The 21,956-nt window shown below is 52.6% G+C and carries 18 protein-coding genes; 9 read left to right on the top strand and 9 right to left on the bottom strand.

Going from position 1 to position 21,956, the window contains the following annotated elements; all coding sequences use genetic code 11:
* Positions 1-45: 45 nt before the first annotated feature.
* From ACGHM3_RS05350 to ACGHM3_RS05360, 3 genes are all read left to right on the top strand, one after another.
* Positions 46-819 (top strand): ferredoxin--NADP reductase, encoded by a 774-nt coding sequence (locus ACGHM3_RS05350; RefSeq protein WP_345421634.1) that lies wholly within the window; start codon positions 46-48, stop codon positions 817-819.
* Between the two features lie 196 nt (positions 820-1,015).
* Positions 1,016-1,600 carry a YceI family protein gene (locus ACGHM3_RS05355; protein ID WP_345421631.1) on the top strand — a complete coding sequence of 195 codons (585 nt, stop codon included), beginning with the start codon at positions 1,016-1,018 and terminating at the stop codon, positions 1,598-1,600.
* A gap of 147 nt (positions 1,601-1,747) precedes the next feature.
* Positions 1,748-2,932, top strand: coding sequence for a cytochrome b/b6 domain-containing protein (locus ACGHM3_RS05360; protein WP_345421629.1), 1,185 nt, complete (start codon positions 1,748-1,750; stop codon positions 2,930-2,932).
* Positions 2,933-2,938: 6 nt separating this feature from the next.
* Here the strand turns inward: ACGHM3_RS05360 and ACGHM3_RS05365 are convergent, their stop codons facing one another.
* Positions 2,939-4,606 (bottom strand): lysophospholipid acyltransferase family protein, encoded by a 1,668-nt coding sequence (locus ACGHM3_RS05365; RefSeq protein ID WP_345421626.1) that lies wholly within the window; start codon positions 4,604-4,606, stop codon positions 2,939-2,941.
* A 200-nt stretch (positions 4,607-4,806) separates the two neighbouring features.
* Positions 4,807-6,780, bottom strand: a complete 1,974-nt coding sequence (locus ACGHM3_RS05370) for a hypothetical protein (RefSeq protein ID WP_345421623.1) — start codon at positions 6,778-6,780, stop codon at positions 4,807-4,809.
* A 116-nt stretch (positions 6,781-6,896) separates the two neighbouring features.
* On the opposite strand from ACGHM3_RS05370, the gene serB reads away from it, so the two are divergent.
* A complete protein-coding gene (gene serB / locus ACGHM3_RS05375) occupies positions 6,897-8,096 on the top strand; it encodes a phosphoserine phosphatase SerB (protein ID WP_345421620.1) in 1,200 nt (399 codons plus the stop codon).
* Between the two features lie 117 nt (positions 8,097-8,213).
* Here the strand turns inward: serB and ACGHM3_RS05380 are convergent, their stop codons facing one another.
* The 3 genes from ACGHM3_RS05380 to epmB all read right to left on the bottom strand — a co-directional run bounded on the left by ACGHM3_RS05380 (position 8,214) and on the right by epmB (position 13,471).
* A complete protein-coding gene (locus tag ACGHM3_RS05380; protein WP_345421617.1) occupies positions 8,214-10,343 on the bottom strand; it encodes an EAL domain-containing protein in 2,130 nt (709 codons plus the stop codon).
* 354 nt (positions 10,344-10,697) lie between these two features.
* Positions 10,698-12,326: a hypothetical protein gene (locus ACGHM3_RS05385; protein WP_345421614.1), complete on the bottom strand. Its 1,629-nt coding sequence runs from the start codon at positions 12,324-12,326 to the stop codon at positions 10,698-10,700.
* 137 nt (positions 12,327-12,463) lie between these two features.
* Positions 12,464-13,471, bottom strand: a complete 1,008-nt coding sequence (epmB, locus tag ACGHM3_RS05390) for an EF-P beta-lysylation protein EpmB (protein WP_345421609.1) — start codon at positions 13,469-13,471, stop codon at positions 12,464-12,466.
* 115 nt (positions 13,472-13,586) lie between these two features.
* Between epmB and efp the strand changes: the two genes are divergently transcribed.
* On the top strand, positions 13,587-14,156 hold the full coding sequence (efp, locus tag ACGHM3_RS05395; RefSeq protein ID WP_345421606.1) for an elongation factor P: 570 nt from the start codon (positions 13,587-13,589) through the stop codon (positions 14,154-14,156).
* 5 nt (positions 14,157-14,161) lie between these two features.
* A complete protein-coding gene (gene epmA / locus ACGHM3_RS05400; RefSeq protein ID WP_345421603.1) occupies positions 14,162-15,124 on the top strand; it encodes an EF-P lysine aminoacylase EpmA in 963 nt (320 codons plus the stop codon).
* Between the two features lie 71 nt (positions 15,125-15,195).
* Here epmA and cysE read toward each other — a convergent pair whose 3' ends face one another.
* The 4 genes from cysE to modB all read right to left on the bottom strand — a co-directional run bounded on the left by cysE (position 15,196) and on the right by modB (position 18,998).
* Positions 15,196-16,002: a serine O-acetyltransferase gene (gene cysE, locus ACGHM3_RS05405; RefSeq protein ID WP_345421600.1), complete on the bottom strand. Its 807-nt coding sequence runs from the start codon at positions 16,000-16,002 to the stop codon at positions 15,196-15,198.
* Positions 16,003-16,139: 137 nt separating this feature from the next.
* On the bottom strand, positions 16,140-17,123 hold the full coding sequence (locus tag ACGHM3_RS05410) for a serine/threonine protein kinase (RefSeq protein WP_345421597.1): 984 nt from the start codon (positions 17,121-17,123) through the stop codon (positions 16,140-16,142).
* A gap of 83 nt (positions 17,124-17,206) precedes the next feature.
* Positions 17,207-18,295 (bottom strand): molybdenum ABC transporter ATP-binding protein, encoded by a 1,089-nt coding sequence (modC, locus tag ACGHM3_RS05415; protein WP_345421594.1) that lies wholly within the window; start codon positions 18,293-18,295, stop codon positions 17,207-17,209.
* Complete coding sequence (gene modB / locus ACGHM3_RS05420; protein WP_345421591.1) at positions 18,288-18,998, bottom strand: molybdate ABC transporter permease subunit; 711 nt, start codon at positions 18,996-18,998, stop codon at positions 18,288-18,290. The genes modC and modB overlap by 8 nt, the downstream gene beginning before the upstream one ends.
* Before the next feature lie 151 nt (positions 18,999-19,149).
* Between modB and ACGHM3_RS05425 the strand changes: the two genes are divergently transcribed.
* The 3 genes from ACGHM3_RS05425 (at position 19,150) to ACGHM3_RS05435 (ending at position 21,706) form a co-directional block, all read left to right on the top strand.
* On the top strand, positions 19,150-19,533 hold the full coding sequence (locus ACGHM3_RS05425) for a DUF4112 domain-containing protein (RefSeq protein WP_345421588.1): 384 nt from the start codon (positions 19,150-19,152) through the stop codon (positions 19,531-19,533).
* A 555-nt stretch (positions 19,534-20,088) separates the two neighbouring features.
* A complete protein-coding gene (locus tag ACGHM3_RS05430; RefSeq protein WP_345421586.1) occupies positions 20,089-21,255 on the top strand; it encodes a hypothetical protein in 1,167 nt (388 codons plus the stop codon).
* A 16-nt stretch (positions 21,256-21,271) separates the two neighbouring features.
* Positions 21,272-21,706, top strand: a complete 435-nt coding sequence (locus tag ACGHM3_RS05435) for a phosphate ABC transporter substrate-binding protein (protein ID WP_345421583.1) — start codon at positions 21,272-21,274, stop codon at positions 21,704-21,706.
* Positions 21,707-21,956 lie beyond the last annotated feature (250 nt).

A 21,956-nucleotide genomic window follows, 5' to 3' on the forward strand; every position in this document is an offset into this window, starting at 1 on the left:
ATAAACTGCTCGCCATTGAATAATACGATTCAAACCGAGGTTACTATGGCCAATATAAGGACTGAAACCGTTACCCACGTACATCACTGGGACGACAACCTGTTTAGCTTCCGCACCACCCGCGAGCCGGGTCTGCGCTTTGAAAACGGCCACTTTTTGATGGTTGGCCTAAAAGTAGACAACAAACCGCTGATGCGCGCCTACAGCGTGGCCAGCGCCAACTACCAGGATGAGCTGGAGTTCTTCTCCATTAAAGTGCCCAATGGCCCGCTCACCAGCCGATTGCAACACATTCAGCCCGGCGATGAGGTGCTGATCAGCACCAAGGCCACGGGTACCCTGGTGGCTGAGAACCTGTTGGATGGTAAAAATCTGTATCTTCTGTCCACCGGGACTGGCTTGGCGCCGTTTTTAAGCATCATCCGCGACCCAGCCAACTACGAGAAATTTGAGAAAATCATCCTTGTGCACGGTGTGCGCACGGTATCTGAGTTGGCGTATCAGGACTTTATCACCCAAGAGCTGCCCCAGGATGAGTATATCGGCGAGCTGGTTAAGGAAAAGCTGCTGTACTACCCCACGGTAACCCGGGAGGCCTATACCCGCACCGGCCGCCTTACCCACCTAATGACCAACGGCCAGTTATTTGCCGACTTAGAAATGCCCGAGCCTAACCTGGCAGATGACCGCTTTATGCTTTGTGGCAGCCCGGGCATGTTGAAGGATACCTGTGCAATCTTGGACGATTGGGGCTTTAAGGAATCCCGGGCCGGTATTCGCAATCAGTATGTGATTGAACGGGCTTTCGTAGAACAGTAGATGTCTCTGACGAGCTAGCTATAGCTGGCTTTGAGGGGGATGGTCGAAATATTTGAATAGTTTAGCTCTGGGCCTTGCCTTACTCTAACACCACAAGTTAGGAGGCACGGCCCAGTAGGAACTTAACCAACAGTTCACAGTCGTAGCCACATAACAATTTATGCCGAATTTTAGATTAATTGAGTGGAGCAACAACGTGAACAACAGTGTTAAAAAGACCCTTGCAGCATTATTTTTGTCGTCGGCTATGGCTACCACAGCCGGTGTTGCGCAAGCCGCCGAATACAAATTCGATATTGCCCATACCCAGATTTTCTTCAAAGTGAGCCACATGGGTTTCAGTACCTCCACTGGTCAGTTCATAGACTTCGATGGCAGCTTTGATTTTGACGAAAAAGATTTCGCCAAATCCTCCGTGGATGTCACTATTCAGGTAGACAGCCTAGACCTTAGCAACCACGAGAAGTGGAACGAGCATGTTACCGGTAAAGATTTTTTTGATGCTGCCAGCTACCCTACCATTACTTTTAAGAGCAAAAGCGTTGAGAAAACCGGCGATAAAACCTTCGCAGTCACCGGCGACTTAACCATCAAAGGTAAAACCAAGCCTGCGGTATTGGACGTAACCTTCAACAAAGCCGGCGAAGCCTTCGGCAAAGAAAAAGCCGGTTTCAGCGCCACTACCACAATCACTCGTACCGACTTCGGTGTTGACGCCTACGCTCCAGCTGTGGGTGTAGAGATTCCAATCACCATCGAAGTTGAAGGCGAAAAGATTTAACTCTAGCTAGTTTTTATAGACAAAAAGCAGCGTCTGCCGTCCCTTGGGGCGGCTTTTTTTTACCTGGGTTTTGTGCGCGAAATGTGCATAACTAGGCAATAGCCTGCTAGGCAGGTAGTAAATTACCACCGTGACCGAAGGACAACCATGAGCAACACACACACTTATTCGCTGGTGGCGCGATCCCTGCATTGGCTGATTGCGCTGCTGATTTTTTGGGCCATAGTGATTGGCCTGGTGGCAGAGGAGCTGCCCTATTCACCGGAAAAAATTCAGTTATTTGTGGTGCATAAATCGGTTGGTATCACCGTGTTGATGCTGGCCCTGGTGCGCTTGGCCTGGCGTTTTATCAGCCCGCCACCGGCGCTGGGGTTGAGCGCAAAAGAAGAAAAACTGGCCCACCTGGGCCACTGGGGCTTATACGCCTTAATGATCTCCGTACCGCTGAGCGGATGGCTATTAAATTCTGCTGCCGGCTATCCTTTTGCTTGGTTTAATTTGATTTCGGTGCCGCACATTCCGGGCGTTGGCGAAGACAGCAAAGATCTATTCGCCAGTGTGCATGTGGTGCTGTTTTACATCATCGCTGTTATGGTTATTGGCCATATATTGATGTTGTTTCACCACAAATTTTCCCAGGGCATTAATCTATTACCGCGCATGTTACCGGGGAAAACCGCGCTCTGGGCGGTGGTTTTGGTGGCGATTATGGCCGGCTTAATTGGCTACACCATTAATAAAGCCAACACCGCCAAGGCCAATGCCGAACAAGATTCCCAGGCAATAAAGCCTGCGCCCAGCCAATCTGCGGCATCATCGGCCGCTAGTTCAGATAGCCCCTTGTGGCAGTTAGTGCCCACGGAGGAAAATTTCCAATTCAGCAGCAGCTATTCCGGTGAGGCCTTTACCGGCCTCATCAAAACCTTTACGCCCAAGATCTACTTCGACCCAGACCACCCAGAGCAGGGTGTGCTGGATGTCACCATCGATACCACCAGCTTAACCACCCTTAACAGTGAGTGGGACAGCGCCATCACCGGCAGCCAGTGGTTTGCTACCAGCGACTACCCCAGCGCCCACTACGTAAGCGAAGACATTCGCCCGGATGGTGCTGGTTTTATTGCGCAGGGTGAGTTAACCCTGAAGGGCATCAGTAAGCCGGTGGAGGTGTATTTTGAGTGGGAGGCCCAGGGCGACCAGGCGATTTTCCTAGGCTCGGCAATGTTGGATCGACGGGAGTTCGATATCGGCAGTGGCTCCTGGGCCACCGATGACAGCATTGCGTTTGAGGTAACCTTGGATATCGACCTGCAATTAGAGCCGGCCCAGTAGGGCGGTTTATTGGCCCAGGTAGCGCTTGCGTTTGGCGGCTTTAAGCTGATGTAAATCCGCAATAAATAAGCCGTCGATGCAGTCCGAAAAATTGGGGTCGACGTTAAATGCTAACAATTTGAAGCCGCCTTCTTCATATAAGGCGGCGTACTGTTTGAACAGTACCGGGATTTTTTTACCCTGCTCAGTAAAGCTCTGCTGAAGCAATTTAAAACCTTGTTCGCGATCGCAGCCCAGGTATTTTTGCTCCAATTGGGTATTTCTTTGGCTGCTTATGGTGAATGGCATGCGACTAACAGCCAGCGTTTGTGAATGGTTATAAAAACGCTGGTAGTAAAATACCATCTCCTCGGTGAGTGCCCGCGAAAACCCAGCGCTAATGGTCACCGGCCCCAGCACGTAGCGGATATCCGGGTCGCGATTGATATACGCGCCAATTCCCTGCCACAGGTAGTCTAAACTGTTCTTGCCCCAATAGTTGGGGGCCACAAAACTGCGTCCTAGCTCAATGGTTTGGGTTAAATAGGGGCTGAGTGCCTCGGTAAACTCAAACAGCGAATGGGTATACAAACCCTCAACGCCCAGCGTATTAATAATGCTGTGGGTGTGCCCAATGCGATAGGCACCAGCCAATTCCAAACGTTGGCGATTCCACAGAATCAAATGATGATAGTAACGGTCGTACTCATCCAAATCTCGTTTTGACCCGGTGCCCTCGCCAACTTTTCTAAAACTGATTTCTCGCATGCGGCCTATTTCGCGCATCAGCGAGGGGTTGTTGAAGTCGGCCAGGTATATGGCGTTGTTGTCGCGGGTGCTGCCCAGTAATTCCACGCCCTCCAACTCCCGTTGCAACTCCGCGCGGCTTTCTGGGTGAGCAATGGTTTTTACAGTAACAAAGGTGGAGCCGCGCTTGCGCGCTAATTTAAACAAATGTTTGCGCAGGCGGGCGGTGAGTGCCTTGTCGTTCAGCTCAGGGTTTAGCAGTGCATCGGCGGCAATGAGCTCTCCTACGCACAGCTTTGCTTCTGTGCGCTGGGTGTTGCGTTGTGCCTTAAGCAGTAAGGTGTGGGACAAGCGCCGCAGGCGTTTTTGTGGCTGCAAAAAAATTGGCAAAACCGGCGTGCCGGTGCTGCGGCAATAGTGCAAAAACTCTGGCCGCCATGCTTGGTGTTTGCCTTTATTGGTACGCCCGGGCACCGATTTGGTGGACGGAAAAATAATCACTGCTTCTTCGTTGTTTAGTGCGGCGATGATGTCTTGTTGTTGATCAACGTTGCCGGCGTTGTGAATAATCGCTGGTGCCAGGGCGGCGCAATTGGCAAAGCCATCGGCCAGTACCAGCTTTACATCGTTGCGAACTTCGCTAACCAATCTAAAAACCGCCAGCGCGTGCAGCGGTGTGTAAGGCTGGTTGGCTATGATGATGGCGCGGCCATAATCAGGAATATTTTGTCGGTCGCGGGCAGCAATCTGGTAGGTAAAATTAAACTGCTCAAACAGCTGGTCGACAAAGTCGATACAGCCAATGGCGCTGCCGGAATCCAGATAATCGTTAATCGCCGGCCCATGGTGAATTTTTTCCATTAAGGCGCGTGCGGGCAGGCTCAGCAATTTAGTGGGTGCGGCCAGCATGGGGAATTTATCGGTAACGGAGCGAGCAAGTTGAATCATGGGTTTGCAGTCCAATAGGGTTGACCGAGCATAGAACCGCCAAGTGACAGTTCCGTTAATGCAAGGTGTCAGTTATGTGACCGAAAACCAGGCTGCAAAGAATGGGGAGTAGTGGGGCGCGCGCGCCTAGCTGGGGCCGAGCTGTGGCTCGGCAAAATCGCCGCACCTAAAACCTAAGCCTGTTTAGGTGCGGCGCTGGCTCAGTCTTGGTAGGGCTTGATATGTTCGCCCTTGGCCGGTGGCGCCTCTGAGTCTTGGTCGTCGCCCTCTGTGCTAGGCGCTTTTTCAAACAAGCTAGAACGAGGCCAGGGTTTATCCTCGCTTTGGCTGGTTTCCGTCCCCTGGCCATCGTCCGTGTCGAGGGCGTCCAGATCATCGTCGGTTAAACCGAATTCCGGGTCTGGCTCAAAGGCCATATCGTCGTCGTTATCAGAGGGATCGTCGCTCCACTGGCCGTCTTCTATATCGGCGGGCGGTTGCTGCTCTTGGTGGGGCTGGGCTGGTGCCGCGAAGTCTTCTTCGGGCGCCAATTGGCTGATTTCATCCAGATCGTCGTAGTGGGGGCTGGCGAAGGGCTCCAGGGTGTCTGCCTCGGTGGCAAATTGCAGTGATGGGTCCGGCGTTAGCGCCAGTCCTGCGCTATTGCTGTCTTGTTCCCTGGAGGGCTCCCAGTCTGGGTCTAGGTCTGGCTCACGGTAGGCTGAATCGCCGTCGAATTGTACGGTGTCTGAATCCTCTGCATCGTAGCTTTCAGGATCATACTCGTCCGAATCGTAGCCTTCCGTCTCATATTCCTCCGAATCATCGTCTTCAGAATCATAGCTATCAGAGTCATAATCGTCAGTGTCATATTCTTCGTCGTAGTCCTCGGCTTCGTATTCCTCAGCCGCATAGTCGTCCGACGGCTCATCAAATTTACCGGCAGGCAATAACTCACTGGCGGCAAGCTCGTCTTCGTCCAGGTCAAAATGCTCTTGTTGCTCCTGGGTGGCTTGGGCCAACTGCTCTTCGTATTTCTCGCGGTAGGCGGAGCCATCGTCGGTATCAATGTCGTAGCCGGAGGTACGCAGCAGTTGTTTTAGTTGGTTATCCAAAAGGCTTTGGTAGGTGTCGCCAAACTCTTCGGTCTCTAACCAATAGCCGTTGTCTTCGCGGAAGCGAAAGCGGTCGCTTACGGCTTCTGCCAGTGGTGCGGCAATGCCCAAAAATAGAGTCTTGTTACTGGCCTGGAATCGCTCTGGGCAATCGGTGAGTTTGCCGTCGCGTTGATATTGTTCCACTTGGGCGTGCAGGGCCAGCGGGGTTTTCATGCGATAGCTTAACGCCAGCAGCAGCTGTGCGCTGCACAGGGCGTTAACGGTGTTTTGCTCGCGGTCGTTACCGTCAAATAGCAGTATCGGCAAGGTGTGGCCAGCGGTAATCAGCTGTGCACCGTAGAGGCTCTTTACCGAGCTAATGTGGCGGTTTAGCTCATCCAGCACGCGGTTAAAGGTGGCGGCATTAAGCTGTTTGGCCACCTGGTTAATACGCTCGGAAACCAACGTCAGGGCGACGCAGTTGGGGCCAGGGGCTCGGTTGCTAGGGGTGAAAGTGAGCTCTTCTTCCTCTGTGGTGTCGTCTTCTTCGCCTTCGCCGTCTTCCACGGGTTGATTGAGCATGGGTAACTGGCGTTTTAACAGCAACAGCAATAAAGCGCCCATGGCCAAGGCGAAGATCGCAAACCACAAATTGCGGCTGCTGGTGTTACCCGGCCGGTGGGCGATAACGGTTAAATACCCAGCGACGTTGTCGTTTTGGGTAATCAGAGCGGTGCGATAAATTCCGCCGGAAGCAGCCACATTACCGGCTTGTGCCATCAGCCGGTTCTCAACATCGTGCACCGTTAGGCCCTGGACTTGATCCAATTGCACTAGGCTTGTGAGTAACACCTGGAGGCTGATCAAATCGTTGTTGAATAAGGGTTGGCTGGATTGGTCGGCGCCCAGCCGGGCAATGTCGCTGGCGTGTTCCGCCGCCAGGGCAGTGGCCGCGCTATCACGGCTGGAATCTAGGGCGATAAGGCTTACCGCCAAGCCAAAACAGACACCCACCAGCAGTGCTAGGGTTAGGTGTTGATAGTTGACCAGGATACGGGCGTACCAGGGTAGGGGCGAAGATTGGTTAGAGTCGCTCATAGGAAGACAAACATCACAATGGTTTTTCCAGCGACCATTGTAGTGGAAATGCTTAAGGAAGTTATAATACTGGCTAAACTATTTGTATAAATGCTCGTACGTGAAAGGTGATCCCCGTGAAAGAACTCTGTTTAATAACCTGCTCTGGCCCAAACCATGACAGTTTGGTGCCCGTGTTGATGGGGGTTTTGGCCGATCACTCGGTCAACGTTTTGGATATGGATCTCAGCGTAACCCATCGCCAAGTGAATACTGGCATTTTGGTGGAGATTCCAGGTGCGGCAGTGGCCGGAGCCGTACACAAAGATATTTTATTTGCCGCCCATGGCCTGGGCTTGCGGGTACGCTTTGAGGGCATCACCCTGGCGCAATACCAACAGTGGGTGGAGGACGCCAATACCAGTCGTTACATCGTTACCGTCTTGGCGCGTAAAATCGAGGCGCAGCACCTAGGTGCGGTGTCGGAAGTGGCCAGCCAGCACGGCTTAAGCATTGAGCACGTTGAGCGCATCGGTGGCCGTGTGTCGCTGGCCGCCAGGGACGCCCCCAGCCAGGAATGCCTGGAGATTACCACCGGTGGTCAGCCCAAGGATTTGGCCCATCTGCGTTCCGATTTTTTGGAGTTATCTAGTCAGCACCCCATCGACATTGCCGTGCAAGCCGACGATGCTTTTCGCCGCACTCGGCGTTTGGTGTGCTTCGATATGGATTCCACCTTAATTGAAGTTGAAGTCATCGACGAGCTGGCCAAGGCCGCCGGCGTGGGCGAGCAGGTGGCCGAGGTCACCGAGCGAGCCATGCGCGGTGAGTTGGATTTCAACGAGAGTTTTGCCAGTCGCTTGGCCACGTTAAAAGGCTTAGATGAATCCGTGCTATCGGCCATTGCCGAAGCCCTACCCATCACCGAGGGGGCAGAGCGTCTAATCAGCACTTTGCGGCGCATGGGCTACAAAACGGCGATTTTATCCGGTGGCTTCACCTACTTTGCTGAGCATCTGCAAAAAAAGCTCGGCATCGATTATGTGCATGCCAATGAGCTGGCCATTACCGATGGCAAGGTGATTGGTGAGGTGCGCGGCGATATCGTAAACGGCGAGCGCAAGGCGGCGCTGTTGCAACAATTGGCTGAGCGAGAGGGTTTATCTTTGGATCAGGTCATTGCTGTGGGTGACGGCGCTAACGACATACCCATGCTCTCGTTGGCTGGTCTTGGTGTGGCTTTTAGGGCCAAACCCGTGGTGCGAGCCCAAGCAGAGTACGCTATTACCACCTTGGGATTGGATGGGCTTTTGTATTTGATTGGTTATCGCGATTAATCCGTTTTTAATCGCGGATTTGATTGATTTTACGCAATGGCAAGGACGCTGTTTTAGGATCGCTTTTTCAAACGTTTGATTTCAGTTCTAGGTTTTCAACTGCAGACTAAAGCAAATCTAGCCGTCGCCTTCAAAGTCGTAATTCATGTTGGCGTTGGGCTCTTGTAAGTAGTAGCCCTGTATATAATGCACACCTGCCTGCCACAGTTTAGAAAGCGCTGATGCGTTTTCCACAAAGGGTACAATGGTGATTTTTTTCAATTCGTTTAATTCTTTCACCAAGTTCGTTAGGCCGCTGCTGCGTGGATTTTCTTGCAGCTCTTTGGTGTAAGATCCATCCAGCTTTACATACTCAACCGGTATGTGTTTCAGGGTATTTAGTGGATTCAGCACGCAACCAAAATTGGTGATAGACACCGGTGTGCCGTTTTCAGTAACCGCCGTTAAAAACTCACGCGCTTTAGTAATGTGTTTGGCGACATCGCTTTCTTTCATCTGGAACACCACCGCATCGGCTGGGAGGTCGGCAGCTTTTAAGGCAACTTTCAACCACGAGGGCAGGTTTTCATCGTAAAAGGCAGCCTCACTTAGATTAATCCACAGGCGTGTGTTGTGGCCTTTATTACGCTGCTCCGACAGCTTCTTCGCCGCGGTTAGCACCACCCAGCGGTCGAGCTTGTTCAGCAGAGCCAAGTCACCAACACTGTAAAACACCTCTTGGGTGGAAACCTGCTGGCCGGATTCGTCCTGTAGTCTCACCATAACTTCGTACTGTTCATCACCGGAGCCGCGCAAACCAATAATCGGCTGAAACACTAGGTGCAGCAGCTCATTGTTTAGCGCATTTTCCAGCGCATGGGTCATGGTTTCTTCGGCGGATATTTCTTGCTCGGGCAGCTCAAATAAATGAACACCACCTTCGCTTTTGGTATCGCTGCTGCGCAAGCTGTCCACCGCCAAGCGAGCGTGCTTGGTCACCTCATCGCTGTTTTCGATTACTTCGGTCATTAAGCTGATGCCGATGTGTGGTCGAATATGCACCGTGTTAGTTTTTACTTCGATGATTTGCTCGTTGATAAAACTCAGCAGTTGTTCGGCAAGTTTGAGCGCTTTAGTGGCAGAGCAGTCGCTGATCACCAGCCCTAATGCGCTGTCGCTGAAACGGCCAATATAGGCATCCTGTAATTGTTCGCTAACGCGACTTGCTAATTCTTTAATGGCTTGGTCGGCCAGGCGGTAACCTAGGGTGGCGATTACTCGGTGTTCAAACTCGGCAATTTCGATCAATAAAAATGCTTGGCTGGTACCGTGTTCGGCGCAATCGTCCAGGGCTTTTTCAATACGTTGGAATAGGGCGGTGCGATTAAACAACCCGGTATTGGTATCGCGCAGTTTTAAATGGCTGTGGTCTTCGGCTTTAGCGGCAGATTCTGCCGATGTTGTACCTGTGCTCTGTTCGGTAGTAGCGGGTAAGGTGCGGGGTTGGGTGCTTTTTACCAGCAGGCAATTTTCGTTATCGAAGGTGCCTTGGCTGAGGTAGATATCCAATGCCCGCTCTTGTTCGCTGGCATCAATAAACCGAACAGTAAGGGTTTCTGGCTCGGGCTCTACGTTGAGTGCATTGAACTTTTTTAGCGCTTGTTTAATTTTGGCTTGGTCATCATCCACCACCAGGTCGATCAGCGGCATGACCGCTAATTCGTCAAGATCGTCGTAACTCAATAACTCCGCCCAGGTATCGTTGACAAACAAGAACATCCCTTCTTGGACGTAGGCAATGGCGTCCTTGGCGTTCATAAGAAGGTCGCGGGCCTGTTGTTCGGCATCACGACGTTTGCGTTCTGCTAAGCGGTGGGTTTGACGGTGCTCGCGGTTACGCATTTCTCGCTTGATGACCAAAATCAGATGCTGGTCGTCATCCAGCTGAACCACATCCGTGGCACCGGAGCGCATGCCCTCAACAGTGGCCTGGGAGCCTTCTGTTTCGGTGACTAAAATCACCGGGATATCGCGGTTTAGTCGGGAAATTTCTTTAATGGCCTGACTTACCGGTAGGTTGCTGGTGGCGTCGTGGCCAACCAACAAATCCCAGCTTTGCTCTTCCAGTAATTTAGACAGCATTTCCAGGCTGGTGGCGTGTTGAGTACGCGCACTGACGCCAGCATTACGAAACATGCTCACAAGGCGTTCTACCTCGGAGCGAGAATCGTTGAGAATCAGCAATCTTAGTGTTTCAGTCAGGTTCATTAAGTCGTTTGTGGCCCTTAGTTCGCTAAGCCACAGAGTATTCCATTAGGCTGGTCTGGTGAACGTCGGCCGTACAAATTACAGTCGGACTACGAACAAAAACATCTTGGTTACATCGATGCATTATTAGTACGCCAAGCTTATAGCGGTACGAAATATTACGCTTGCGCGCCTATGACATACTGATGAAAGTATAGCCCCATCAATTCATAAGAAAAGTTTACAACACGGCCCCGGTACAGACGGGCACAAGGCCAGGGGATTGGTGCGGCCGGCTATATTACCAATCTACTTCCGTTAAAACCCGGGTTATAGCAATGCTATATGTAAAATATTTGTGAATCATGTCACGAGCTAGCTCGTGGTCGAGTAGCGATATTGGCAATAGGACGCGCTGGACGACAATCGTTTGCTGATGTGAACGCGTGTGCTCTCACCGCGCTTCTTGAGGATGACGGGATAGCGCTCATTAAACACGGAATTGGGTGTTACCAAACTGGTTTTGCCGTCTTCACTGCCTTCTTTAACCAGCAGTACTCGTAGGTAGTCGGAATCGTGGCCAGATTCCGTCTCGGTGCTGGCGCCGTAGGCCTCTAGTCGACGGCCAATCATCATAACGCCAAACTGGATACCGGTTTTTTCACTGCGTTTTACCCAGCGCACCACTGCCAGTTGCCAGTTGCGTTTGCCGGGCTCACGAAAGCCGATTAGCTCGCCGGCCTGGAGTTTTCTCGGTGCTTTATCTTGGCAGATGAGCTGAAAACCTTTTTGGCCCGAGTTAATGGCGGTAAGCCGATGGGTTTGAGCGCTGCTGCCGATGGGGATGTCTGGTGGTTCTGGCGAGGGCTTGTCGTCCCACTCGGTGCTCAACATAAAGCCGGCTTTATGGCTGCTGCCGGTGACAAACTCATCAAAATTTGCGCCCTTGGCAAGTTGGTCGTGGATGGCCGATATACCAATGCAGATTTCCAGTTCGGTATGACAGGCAATACGCTGGTTTTTGCGGCGAACGCGAGTCCCCCAATTAAGCGCCAGGTGCTGGTGCAAATTGATCGCTACCGGGCCTTTATCCGGGCCGGTTTGCTTAATGACTTTATCCAACTGCTGCAGCAGCGTACGGAAATCAAATACCATACCACTGGCTTGTAATTGGTGGCTTTCGAAACTGTCCAGGTAATCTGGCTCATGGTCGCTGTCGCCGATTACGGCAAAAAGGGCGTTACTGTCTGCTGTGTAGGGCGCCAAGGTTAGCTGTTTGGCCCAGGCGCTCAAGACTGAAAACAATTGTTCAATTTCACTGGGGCGCAATTGCAAGGGCCGGGCGACGGTGAGCGCGAGGATGGTAATGTAGCTGTGGTTGCAGGTGCCGGCGTAGTTGCTATTGAAGGCGTCGGTGACATTAACGTTGTGCAACTCTTGTTTGTTTGCCAGTTGGAACACGCCGTTGGTTAGGTGCCAAAAGTAATTCGGTACGGGGGTATAAAGCTGCACATTGTTTTTCAGCAATAGCGATAAAATAACCAGCGGACGCTGAAAATAACTGGCTTTGCTGGCTGCGTTGAGCTTTTTGTCGGCCAGGCTATTTACCCCGAGCCGGCAGTAGGCCAAAGCTAGGTGCTTTAATAGCGCCTGTGCCACCAGGGCGGTTTTTTTCTCTTTCTCGCTCAGCGCCAGGGGCTTTTTGGTCAGTGGCGCGGTAATGGCCGACACGCAATTGAGCACCAGTGGCCGTACATGTTCCAGTATTTCGACCCTGGCGGTGTTATTGAGTTTAACTCGGCACAGTTCGGGTAGGGCGCTGTACAGCTTGGTGGCAACCAGTTGGTAATCGGTAATGGGAAGATCGTCAAACCACTGTTTCACCTTGGCAGGTTTTACGCTTGCGCAAAACGTAAACCGCGGTTCGCTCTCCAAGGGCAGCGCCAGGGGTTGTTCGGCAGCCTCCGAGACGTTGTTTTTGCGGCTAAATGGGTTAGAGATCATACGGTAATCTTAGGCTCAGCTAATACTGGGAGCAAACGAGCAGTTTACCCCAAAACCGTATTAGTTATAGCGTATTGTTAAGAACACAAACTTTCTCGACTGTTTTTATTGCCAAATATCAGGTAATCGGTCGATTTTTATATGTGAAGCCAAGTTTTATTGGGTTGGCCAGGGGTTTCTCGCACCAGCTTTGGTACCAAAAAACCAGGCAATCGAGCACGCATTTGTTGATGTAATTGCTGTGCTTGCCCCTCATCAACATCGAAATGGGCGGCGCCCTGTACCCGGTCTAGCAAGTGCAAATAGTAGGGGTGAACACCGCAATCGAACAAGCTTTCGCTGAGCTCTACTAAGGTATCTGCACAATTGTTTACGCCGTTTAAGAGCACGGTTTGGTTAAACAGTTGTACGCCAGCGCGCTGTAACTGGCTCAGCCCCTGGCGCAATTCACCATCCACCTCCCTGGGATGATTACAGTGAATCACCAGCACGCATTGTAAGCCAGCCTGCTGCAGCGTGTGGATTAGCCCTTGGTCTATTCTGCTGGGGATCACCACCGGCAGCCGGCTGTGAATACGCAGCCGTTTAAGATGCGCGATCTTAGTAAGGTCGCTGAACCAACGCGCTAGTTGGTTGTTGCTCACCGAGAGCGGGTCTCCGCCGCTGAAGATAACCTCATTGATGCTGTCATCGGCGGCCAAATAATCCAATACACCCTGCCAAGCCGGGCCGCGAAGTCGATTCTCCTGATAGTTAAAGTGGCGTCTAAAGCAGTAGCGGCAATTAACGGCACACTGGCCGGTGGCGGTTATCAGTACTCGGCCGTGGTATTTATGGATCAGCCCAGGTACCGGGTTGGTGCTGGTTTCGTCCAGTGGGTCGCTGGAATAATCTGGTGGCGAGGTAAGCTCTTGGGCCTGGGGCAAAAACTGCCTCAGTATCGGGTCGTCGAGGTTGCCGGGTTCGATTTTATCCAGCATGCGGCGCGGTAGGCGCAGTTCAAACTGGTCGCCGGCGGCCTGGGACACCGCAGCATAGGGTAGTTGCAACAGTTCAGCCAGCTCCGCCGGCTGAGTAATCAAATCATTGAGCTGCTGTTGCCAGCTACTATTGGTCTGGTTTAAGCCATCAGTTATGATGTGCACCTTTTTCAAACACCTTATTTAAAACGCTTATACAAAATGGGCGGCTGGGCGCGGCAAGGCGCACGCCTTAGGGCGAATTGTACACGCTCAGGAAGAACCTGAATTAGAGGATTTTATGGCAACTTTTTCGACCAATGAATTTCGCGGTGGCATGAAGGTAATGCTCGACGGTGACCCATGCTCAATTATGGAGAACGAATACGTTAAGCCGGGTAAGGGCCAGGCATTCAACCGCGTTAAGTTGCGCAACCTCGCCACTGGCCGTGTGCTAGAGCGTACCTTCCGCTCCGGTGAGAGCCTTGAAGCCGCCGATGTGGTGGATCAGGACATGGAATACCTCTACACCGACGGTGAGTTTTGGCACTTTATGGACCCGGCGACCTTCGAACAGCACGCCGCCGACGCCAACGCCGTGGGTGATTCCATCAAGTGGTTGAAAGAGCAAGATAAGTGCGTAGTTACCCTGTTTAATGGCGCGCCTCTGGCCATCACTCCGCCCAACCACGTTGAACTGGAAATTGCCGAGACCGACCCAGGCCTTAAAGGCGATACCGCCCAAGGCGGCACCAAGCCTGCCACGTTGGTAACCGGCGCGGTGGTAAAAGTACCACTGTTTATGTCCACCGGCGAAGTGGTAAAAGTGGATACCCGCACCGGTGAATACCTGGGCCGGGCCGGTAAGTAAGCAGCATGACTGATTCAGCCGGCTGGCAACCCAGCGCCAGCCTGGTTGCTCTGCGTACACGGGCGCAGACCCTCCACACCATTCGGCAATTCTTTACCAGCCGACATCTGCTCGAAATCGATGTGCCGGTACTGGCCAGCCACAGTGTTACCGACCCATCCATAACCGCCATTCAAGCCACGGTGAACAACCAAACTGGCTTTTTGCAGACCTCGCCAGAGTATTTTCTAAAGCGCCTCATCGCCGCCGGTTATGGTTCGGTTTTTTATCTGGGCAAGGCTTTTCGCGACCAAGAGTACGGCCGGCGCCATCAGCCGGAATTCACCATGTTGGAGTGGTATCAACTGGGCTTTGATGATGTACAGTTGATGCAACAAACCCTGGCGCTTATGGCTGAGCTATTACCTGGTAAACCCCAGCGTACTGTCAGTTACCAGGCTTTGTTTGAGGCCGAATTCGGCGCTAACCCGCACACCATTGACGACGCAGCATTGGCGCAACTGGGCCAGGCCCGCTGCGCGGTGAGCTTTGACCAAGCCGATCGCAATACCTGGTTGGATTTATTGTTCAGCCATTGCCTAGAGCCAAAATTGCAAGACGTGGTGGTGGTGTGTGATTACCCCGCCAGCCAAGGTGCCCTGGCGCGGCTTGGCGAAAACCCACAGGGGCACAGGGTAGCAAAGCGGTTTGAGGTATTTGTGGATGGACTGGAGATTGGCAATGGTTACTGGGAGCTCAGTGACGCCGACGAGCTGGCCCAGCGCTTTGCCGCCGACCAAGAGCTGCGCCGAGAGCGCGGTGATTTCGTGCCGGCGGTGGACCCACAGCTGATGGCCGCCCAGCGCCACGGCTTGCCAGATTGTGCCGGCATTGCCATGGGGGTGGATAGAATCATTATGGCTAAGTTGGGTGCCAGCAGCTTGGCGGACACCCTGGCCTTCGCCACGCATTTTTCAGCTGAACCGTAACTGTCCGAACCTACCTAACCGAGTTATTCCCACAAAGGCAGCTCTGGCCAGGGCTTGGGTTTGCCGGCGGCTCAGCCGCAGTCTGCCTGGGCTTTGGTTTGCTTGCAACGCAGCAAATGGCACATAGCGGCGGCGGGGTTATCTGCGGTGGCCTCACCCATATCCACAGCCGGCACGCCAGCCACCACGCGGTGGTCAGGCACTGGCTTTAATACCACACTGCTGGCCCCAACCTGCGCGCCTTCGCCCACTCGGATATTACCCAGCACCTTGGCGCCAGGGCCGAGTAACACGCCCCGGCCAATTTTAGGATGACGGTCACCGCCTTCCTTGCCTGTGCCGCCCAGGGTAACCGACTGCATAATGGAAACATCGTCTTCTACCACGGCGGTTTCGCCAATAACTACGCCGGTGGCGTGGTCAAAGAAGATGCCCTTGCCGATTTTGGCGGCTGGGTGAATATCCACCGAGAACACCACGGAAATACGATTTTGCAAAAATAAAGCAAAGGCTTTGCGGCCCTGGCTCCACAACCAGTGCGCCACCCGAAACGCCTGCAGGGCGTGGAAGCCTTTGTAGTATAAAAACGGTACCGATAACTGGCTGCAAGCGGAATCGCGCTCAAAGGTGGCATGTAGATCGGCTTGCCCGGCTTCGCAGATGCCGGGGTCGGCGGCAAAGGCTTCTTCAATCACTTCACGGATCATCAGCGCCGAGGCGGTGGGGCTATCCAGCTTGCTGGCCAAAAGGTAGCTCAGCGCCGCCATGGGGGTGCTGTGATTTAAAATAGTGGCGTGCAAATAGCTGGCGAGAATGGGCTCTTCAGCCGCTTGTTGCTGGGCCTCTTCACGGATGGTTTGCCAGGTTGTCTTAATCACCGGTGTATTCCTCAGTTTGTGCCAAACCAGCGCGCGCTTATACGGCGGCGGGTTCGAGTGCTGGCCATTATCGCGGGTTTGTCCGGCCTTGCCAAATACGGACGAACTGTTGTTCCGGTTACCTTTTATCTGTGCCGCTAAAACAGGGCCAGCGGTGGTTCGGCAATGGCAGCCAATTGCTCGCGTAATTCCAGAATGTGCTCGGCCCAAAAGCGCTCGGTGTTAAACCAGGGAAAGCTGTGTGGGAAGGCTGGGTCTTGCCAGCGCCGGGCGAGCCAAGCGGCGTAGTGCATAATACGCCAGGTGCGCAGGGTTTCTATGAGGTTTAATTCGACGAAATTGAAGCTGGAAAACTGCTGATAACCTTCCAGTATTTCGCTCAATTGTGCTGTTTGGCTAGCGCGATCGCCGTTGAGCAGCATCCACAAATCCTGTACGGCGGGCCCGCTGCGGGCATCGTCTAGGTCGACAAAAAAGGCACTGTCGTCGCGCCACAGTATATTGCCGGGGTGGCAGTCACCGTGCAGGCGGATAGCATCGGTGGTTACTGACTGCCAAATGCCTTGGGTGGCTTTGATTAAATCGTCGGAGAGCGTTTGGTAGGCCACGGTAAGGTGGGGCGGAATAAAATCGTTGGCCAACAAAAACTGCTGTGGGATGCGAGCAAATTCGTCCAAATTGAAGTTAGGCCGGGCCGCGAAGGGTTTGGCGCGGCCGCAATTGTGCAGGCGGCCTAACAAGCGGCCAATCACCAATAGGTGGTCGAGGTTGTCCAGCTCCGGTGCGTGGCCGCCTTTGCGCTCATACACGGCGAAGTCAAAGCCCTGGTAATGGTGCAGGGTTTTACCCTCCATCAACATGGGCGGTACCACGGGTACCTCCAGGTCCACCAGCTCATGGGCAAAATTGTGCTCTTCCACAATCTGTTGGCGGCTCCATCGTTCCGGCCGGTAGAACTTAGCAATCAGCGGCGCTTTACCCTCAATACCGACTTGGTATACACGGTTTTCGTAACTGTTAAGCGCCAGTATTCGGGCATCGCTGAGGAAGCCCAAGGATTCCACCGCATCCAGAACAACATCAGGGGTGAGTGCTTGGTAGGGATGCGGTTGAGTGCTCATGCTGTGTGCCTGCTGCTGGGTAACAATTGCGGCAGTGTACCCGTGCAGCCATTCAAGTTACAGCAAAGAACCCGCAAGCCAGGCTAATTGCGCATTAGTGCCACGCTTTTTACCTGGGCAAAAACACTTTTGCCCACGCCAAGGCCCAGCGATTGGGCGGATAGGCGAGTAATTTGCGACAGGAAGTAATCGCCATCCATGGCTAATTTGAGCACCAGCTTGGCCGGGTCCGGGGCGGGCTGGATTTCAGCGATGGTAACCGGTAAAACATTGGTAATACTGGTGTTTTCTGGCTTGGCCAAGGCGATACTCACATCCTTGGCGCTGATGCGCACTCGCACAGAACTACCCACCATGGCCTGCCGGCGAGAAATCGCCACGGTGCCGCCGCGCAAACTGACATAGGTAAGGTGAAATCTGTCGTCGTGGCTCACCACCTGGCCATCCACACAGGCACTGGCCTCCTCTAGTTGGGCAAGGGGTAAATCCGTACGGGTGAGTATTTCGTTCACTGGGCCATGGGCCAACAACCGGCCGTTTTGTAGCAGGGCGATGCTGTCGGCCAGGCGGATCACTTCGTCTGGGCTGTGGCTAACATAAAAAATGGGGATGTTTAATCCGGCCTGCAATTGCTCAAGGTAGGGCAGAATCTCTGCCTTGCTGTGTAAATCTAAGCTGGCTAGGGGTTCGTCCATTAACAACAATTTCGGGTTTGTTAGCAGTGCGCGGGCTATGGCCACGCGTTGGCGTTGCCCACCGGAAAGCTGGGCGGAATACTTGCCCAGCAAATCGGATAGACCAAGCCATTGCACAGTGTCATCAAGGCGAATTGGGTTGGCCGAGTTAAGGCTCGGTTGCCGCTGACGTTTTACCGCATAGCGCAGGTTTTTTTCCACCGATAAATGGCCGAGTAAGTTCGCCTCTTGAAACACATAGCCAATATTGCGTTGATGGGTTGGTAAATTGACGTTGGCGTCCTGCCAGGTTTCACCATCGATGATAAACCGGCCTTCGGTGGCGGTTTCTAACCCGGCGATGCATCTTAATAACGTGGTTTTACCGGAGCCCGATTGGCCAAATAGGGCGGTTATGCCGGCGGCTTGGGTATCAAAGGCAACATCCAGAGAAAAGCCTGGGCGAGCCACCTTATACGCTAAAGAAATGCTAGCCACCGTGTACGCCCCCAATGTTGCCGCCGGGTTTATCGCCGTGGCTGGCGCGATTATTTAAAAAATGCAGGGCGAATAACACCAGTAATGAGAACAGCAACATAACGCCAGACAGCACATGGGCTTGGTGGTATTCGTTGGCTTCCACATGGTCGTAAATAGCCACGGACAACACTTTAGTTTCGCCTTCAATACTGCCGCCAATCATTAAAATGACGCCGAACTCGCCAATGGTATGGGCAAAGCTCAACACGCTGGCGGTGAGCAAGCCTGGCTTTGCCAGTGGTAGAGCCACACTGAAAAATCGATCCCAGGCGCTGGCGCCCAGGGTGGCGGCGACTTCCAACGGGCGCTGGCCGATGGCTTCAAAAGCATTTTGAATGGGCTGCAACGCAAACGGAAACGAGTACACCACCGAGGCCACCACCAAGCCGGGGAAGCTAAACGCTAACGTAGCGATGCCAAACTGATTGAGCAGTGGGCTCAATGGCCCCTGGGCGCCCAACAATAACAGTAGGTAAAAGCCAAGCACCGAGGGTGGCAGCACTAGCGGCAGGGTGGCCACGGCGGCGGCAAGGCTTTTAACCGGCCGGCTGCTGGCTCTTAACCACCAGGCGATGGGGGTGGCGATTAGCAACAGTATCACGGTGGTAATACTGGCCAATTTCAGCGATAGCCAAAGTGGATTTAAGTCGAGGTCTGTCAATCAAAGAGCTTCCTGTGCCAGAAGATAACGTGCACTATGGCGTCAATAGTGGGTTTACGCTACCAGATTGGGGGCGTTTACCAAAGCGCGTGGTATAGCCAATGGCGAGTTAATTGATTTGGGTAAATCAGATCTTTGAGAAAGGTGTTCAATGGAAGCGGTAGACAACCAACAAAGCACAGAAAAAGCGAAGCAGGTGGAGCAGCTGGATAAACTGGCGTGGTTGCTGGACGAATCCGTGCGCTTGCCCGGTGGGTTTCGAGTGGGGGTGGAATCCATCATCGGCTTAATACCCGGGGCGGGCGACGCACTCGGCTTTTTACTGAGCATGGCTCTGGTGGTGAAAGCGCGTCGAGCGGGTGCTTCCCGAGGGCTGCAAGCGCGCATGGTGGCCAACAGTGCGTTTGAGTCCGCCGTTGGGGTGGTGCCCATTGTGGGTGATTTGTTCGATTTTTGGTTTAAAGCCAATAAACGCAACATAAAACTGTTGCGTAACCATCTTGCCAAACAAGACCAAAGCCATGACCAAATCTAAGCCGCCTTCCTAGCCACAATCTTTTCTGTAAGTAGCAGTTTCGATGGCTCGCAGGGCCGTGTGCAAAGCAATCCAGAGGCCGCGCTTTAACTCCTTCATTTATTGCTGGCATCGCTAGCCCGGTCACGTCGCGGCGGAACAACCGTCATCGATGAATTCTGATCTGCGAATAAGGGATAAATCCGTCCCGCCATTCAAACCGCTGAAGCAAATGAAGCGTTTTTATTAATAAAGAACGGTTTTTTATATGAAAAGTTGGTCAAAAGCGTCATTGATATTTCAACTTCGCATGGTAACATCGCCGCGCAATGATATTGGCGTCATGTTATCTCTGGCAGAGTACTCTGCTGCGTAAAAATGCGTTTTTATACGTCAAAATTTTCAGCAAAAGCCTTAATTTGGCTCGTGCTCCTCGGAGTTAGACTAAACTCCTTTATTTTGTTCACCGCTGTAAGTAAATGCTTGTTGGTTTCTCATCTCTATTAAGCCAGCGGGCATAACGCAATGATTTTACGTTTGACGCTAGTTTAAATAACTCCAGTAAGGATTTAGTACATGTTTGCATTGAGTAAATCGCACCATTTATTGGCGCTAGCGGTTTTGTTTTCTGCCGCCAGCGTAAACGCCGCCGACATTCGACTAAACGGTTTTGCCTCTGTGGTTGGTGGTATGACCTTAAGCGAGGGTGAACTATCTAACGGCGACAAGGCTACCTTCGTAGCGGATGAACCCAGCGGTGGCGTGTACAACGACGAAATAAGCTTCCGCCCAGACTCCATATTTGGTTTACAAATCAGTGCCGACCTGGGCGATGGTCTAAGTGTTACTGGGCAAATCACCGGCAGTGGTGGAGAAGATTTTGACGCCAATGTGGCCTGGGCCTACGTCACCTATGAATTTAACCCCAACTGGTCCATCAGTTTAGGTCGTCAGCGTACCCAGTTGTTCTACTATTCCGACTTTCTCGATGTAGGCTATGCCTATCACTGGATTCGCCCTCCCACCGAAACTAACGTGCCCATCGACACCAACGAAGGTGTCACGCTGAACTACTATGGCAGCCTAGGTAATTGGGATAACCAAATCACCGTTTATGGCGGCACGGCGGAAGCCATGAGCCCTAGTGTTGGCCCTATCGGTATTAAAAATTCGGTGGGTTTTGTTGCTAAAACCAGTTCTGAATGGTTGCAACTGCGAGCCAGCTACAACGCCGGTGAATTCTACGCGGACGCCTTGGTGTTGCCATTTTTGGGCGTAGATCAAGGCGAAGAGAACCCGGTCGATCAAAGCTTTTACAGTTTGGCCGCGCACTTCACCTTTGGTAACACGGCGTTAATTACCGAAGCCATGCATTACGAATTTGACGACGCTCTGTTTGGTATTGGTTGGACCGAATTCTCCGGTGCCTATGCCTCGTTAACCCATCGTATTGGCGATTTCACGCCTCACATTACCTTCTCTATGCAAGAACAGGAGTTAGAAGGCGCGTTTTACTTACCCGATTACAGCAATCCAGACTTCACCCAAGCCATTCCTATTGGCAACGCCACCGAAAAGTCTGAGTCCATCACCCTAGGCCTGCGTTGGGATTTCCACCGTGCAGCCGCGTTTAAAGTGGAATATCAAATGCGCTCGGATGAGTCCGATGCATCTGTGATAGCGGCCAAAGGAGAGGCCGGAGAGGTAGATGTTATATCCGCAGGCATCGACGTTACCTTTTAATCAAGGAGGAATCGCAATGAAATTATTAACACTACGCCAAGCTTTGGCTGCCTCGCTCACGGTTTTGCTCTGCGCTGGGCCGGTTGCGTCTTTTGCCGAGGTGGCCGTTATTGTTCACCCGAGCAATAGCAATGAGCTCAATAAAAACTACATCTCTCGGATCTTCCTCGGCAAGAAAAAGGTTTTCCCTGACGGAAGTGAATTAATTGCCATCAGCCAAGATGAAAGCTCACCGGTGCGTGATGAGTTCGTTGAAAAGGTCGTGGGTAAAAGTCTGTCTCAATACAGAGCCTACTGGGCACAGTTGGTGTTTACCGGCCGAGGCAAACCACCCAAAGAAGTCGGCAGAGATAGCCAAGTTAAAGAGCTAGTAGCCCAAAACCCGGCGTTAATTGGCTTTATTGATGCCGCTGCAGTAGACGACAGCGTAAAGGTCGTCGGCAAATTCTAAACGCCTCCCCACCAGGGCAAGCCATTGCCCTGGGTATTTTTGCATTACACTAGGAGAATCAATGGGGCCGATCAATCGAGGTAAAGCCGTTTGATTCATCCTTCCTCCTATACCCCGCACGTTTAAAACCAATGGGGTCAGATCCGTTCGATCTCTCCTTCCTTCATTACCCCCACTCTTAATGCACTCCAGTGCCCACCTGCTAGCCGTTTGTGCATTCCTGCCTGATAACCAGTATCATGCCAACCGC

The organism is Halioxenophilus aromaticivorans, from assembly GCF_042850945.1.
GTDB classification, from domain to species: Bacteria; Pseudomonadota; Gammaproteobacteria; order Pseudomonadales; family Cellvibrionaceae; genus Halioxenophilus; species Halioxenophilus aromaticivorans.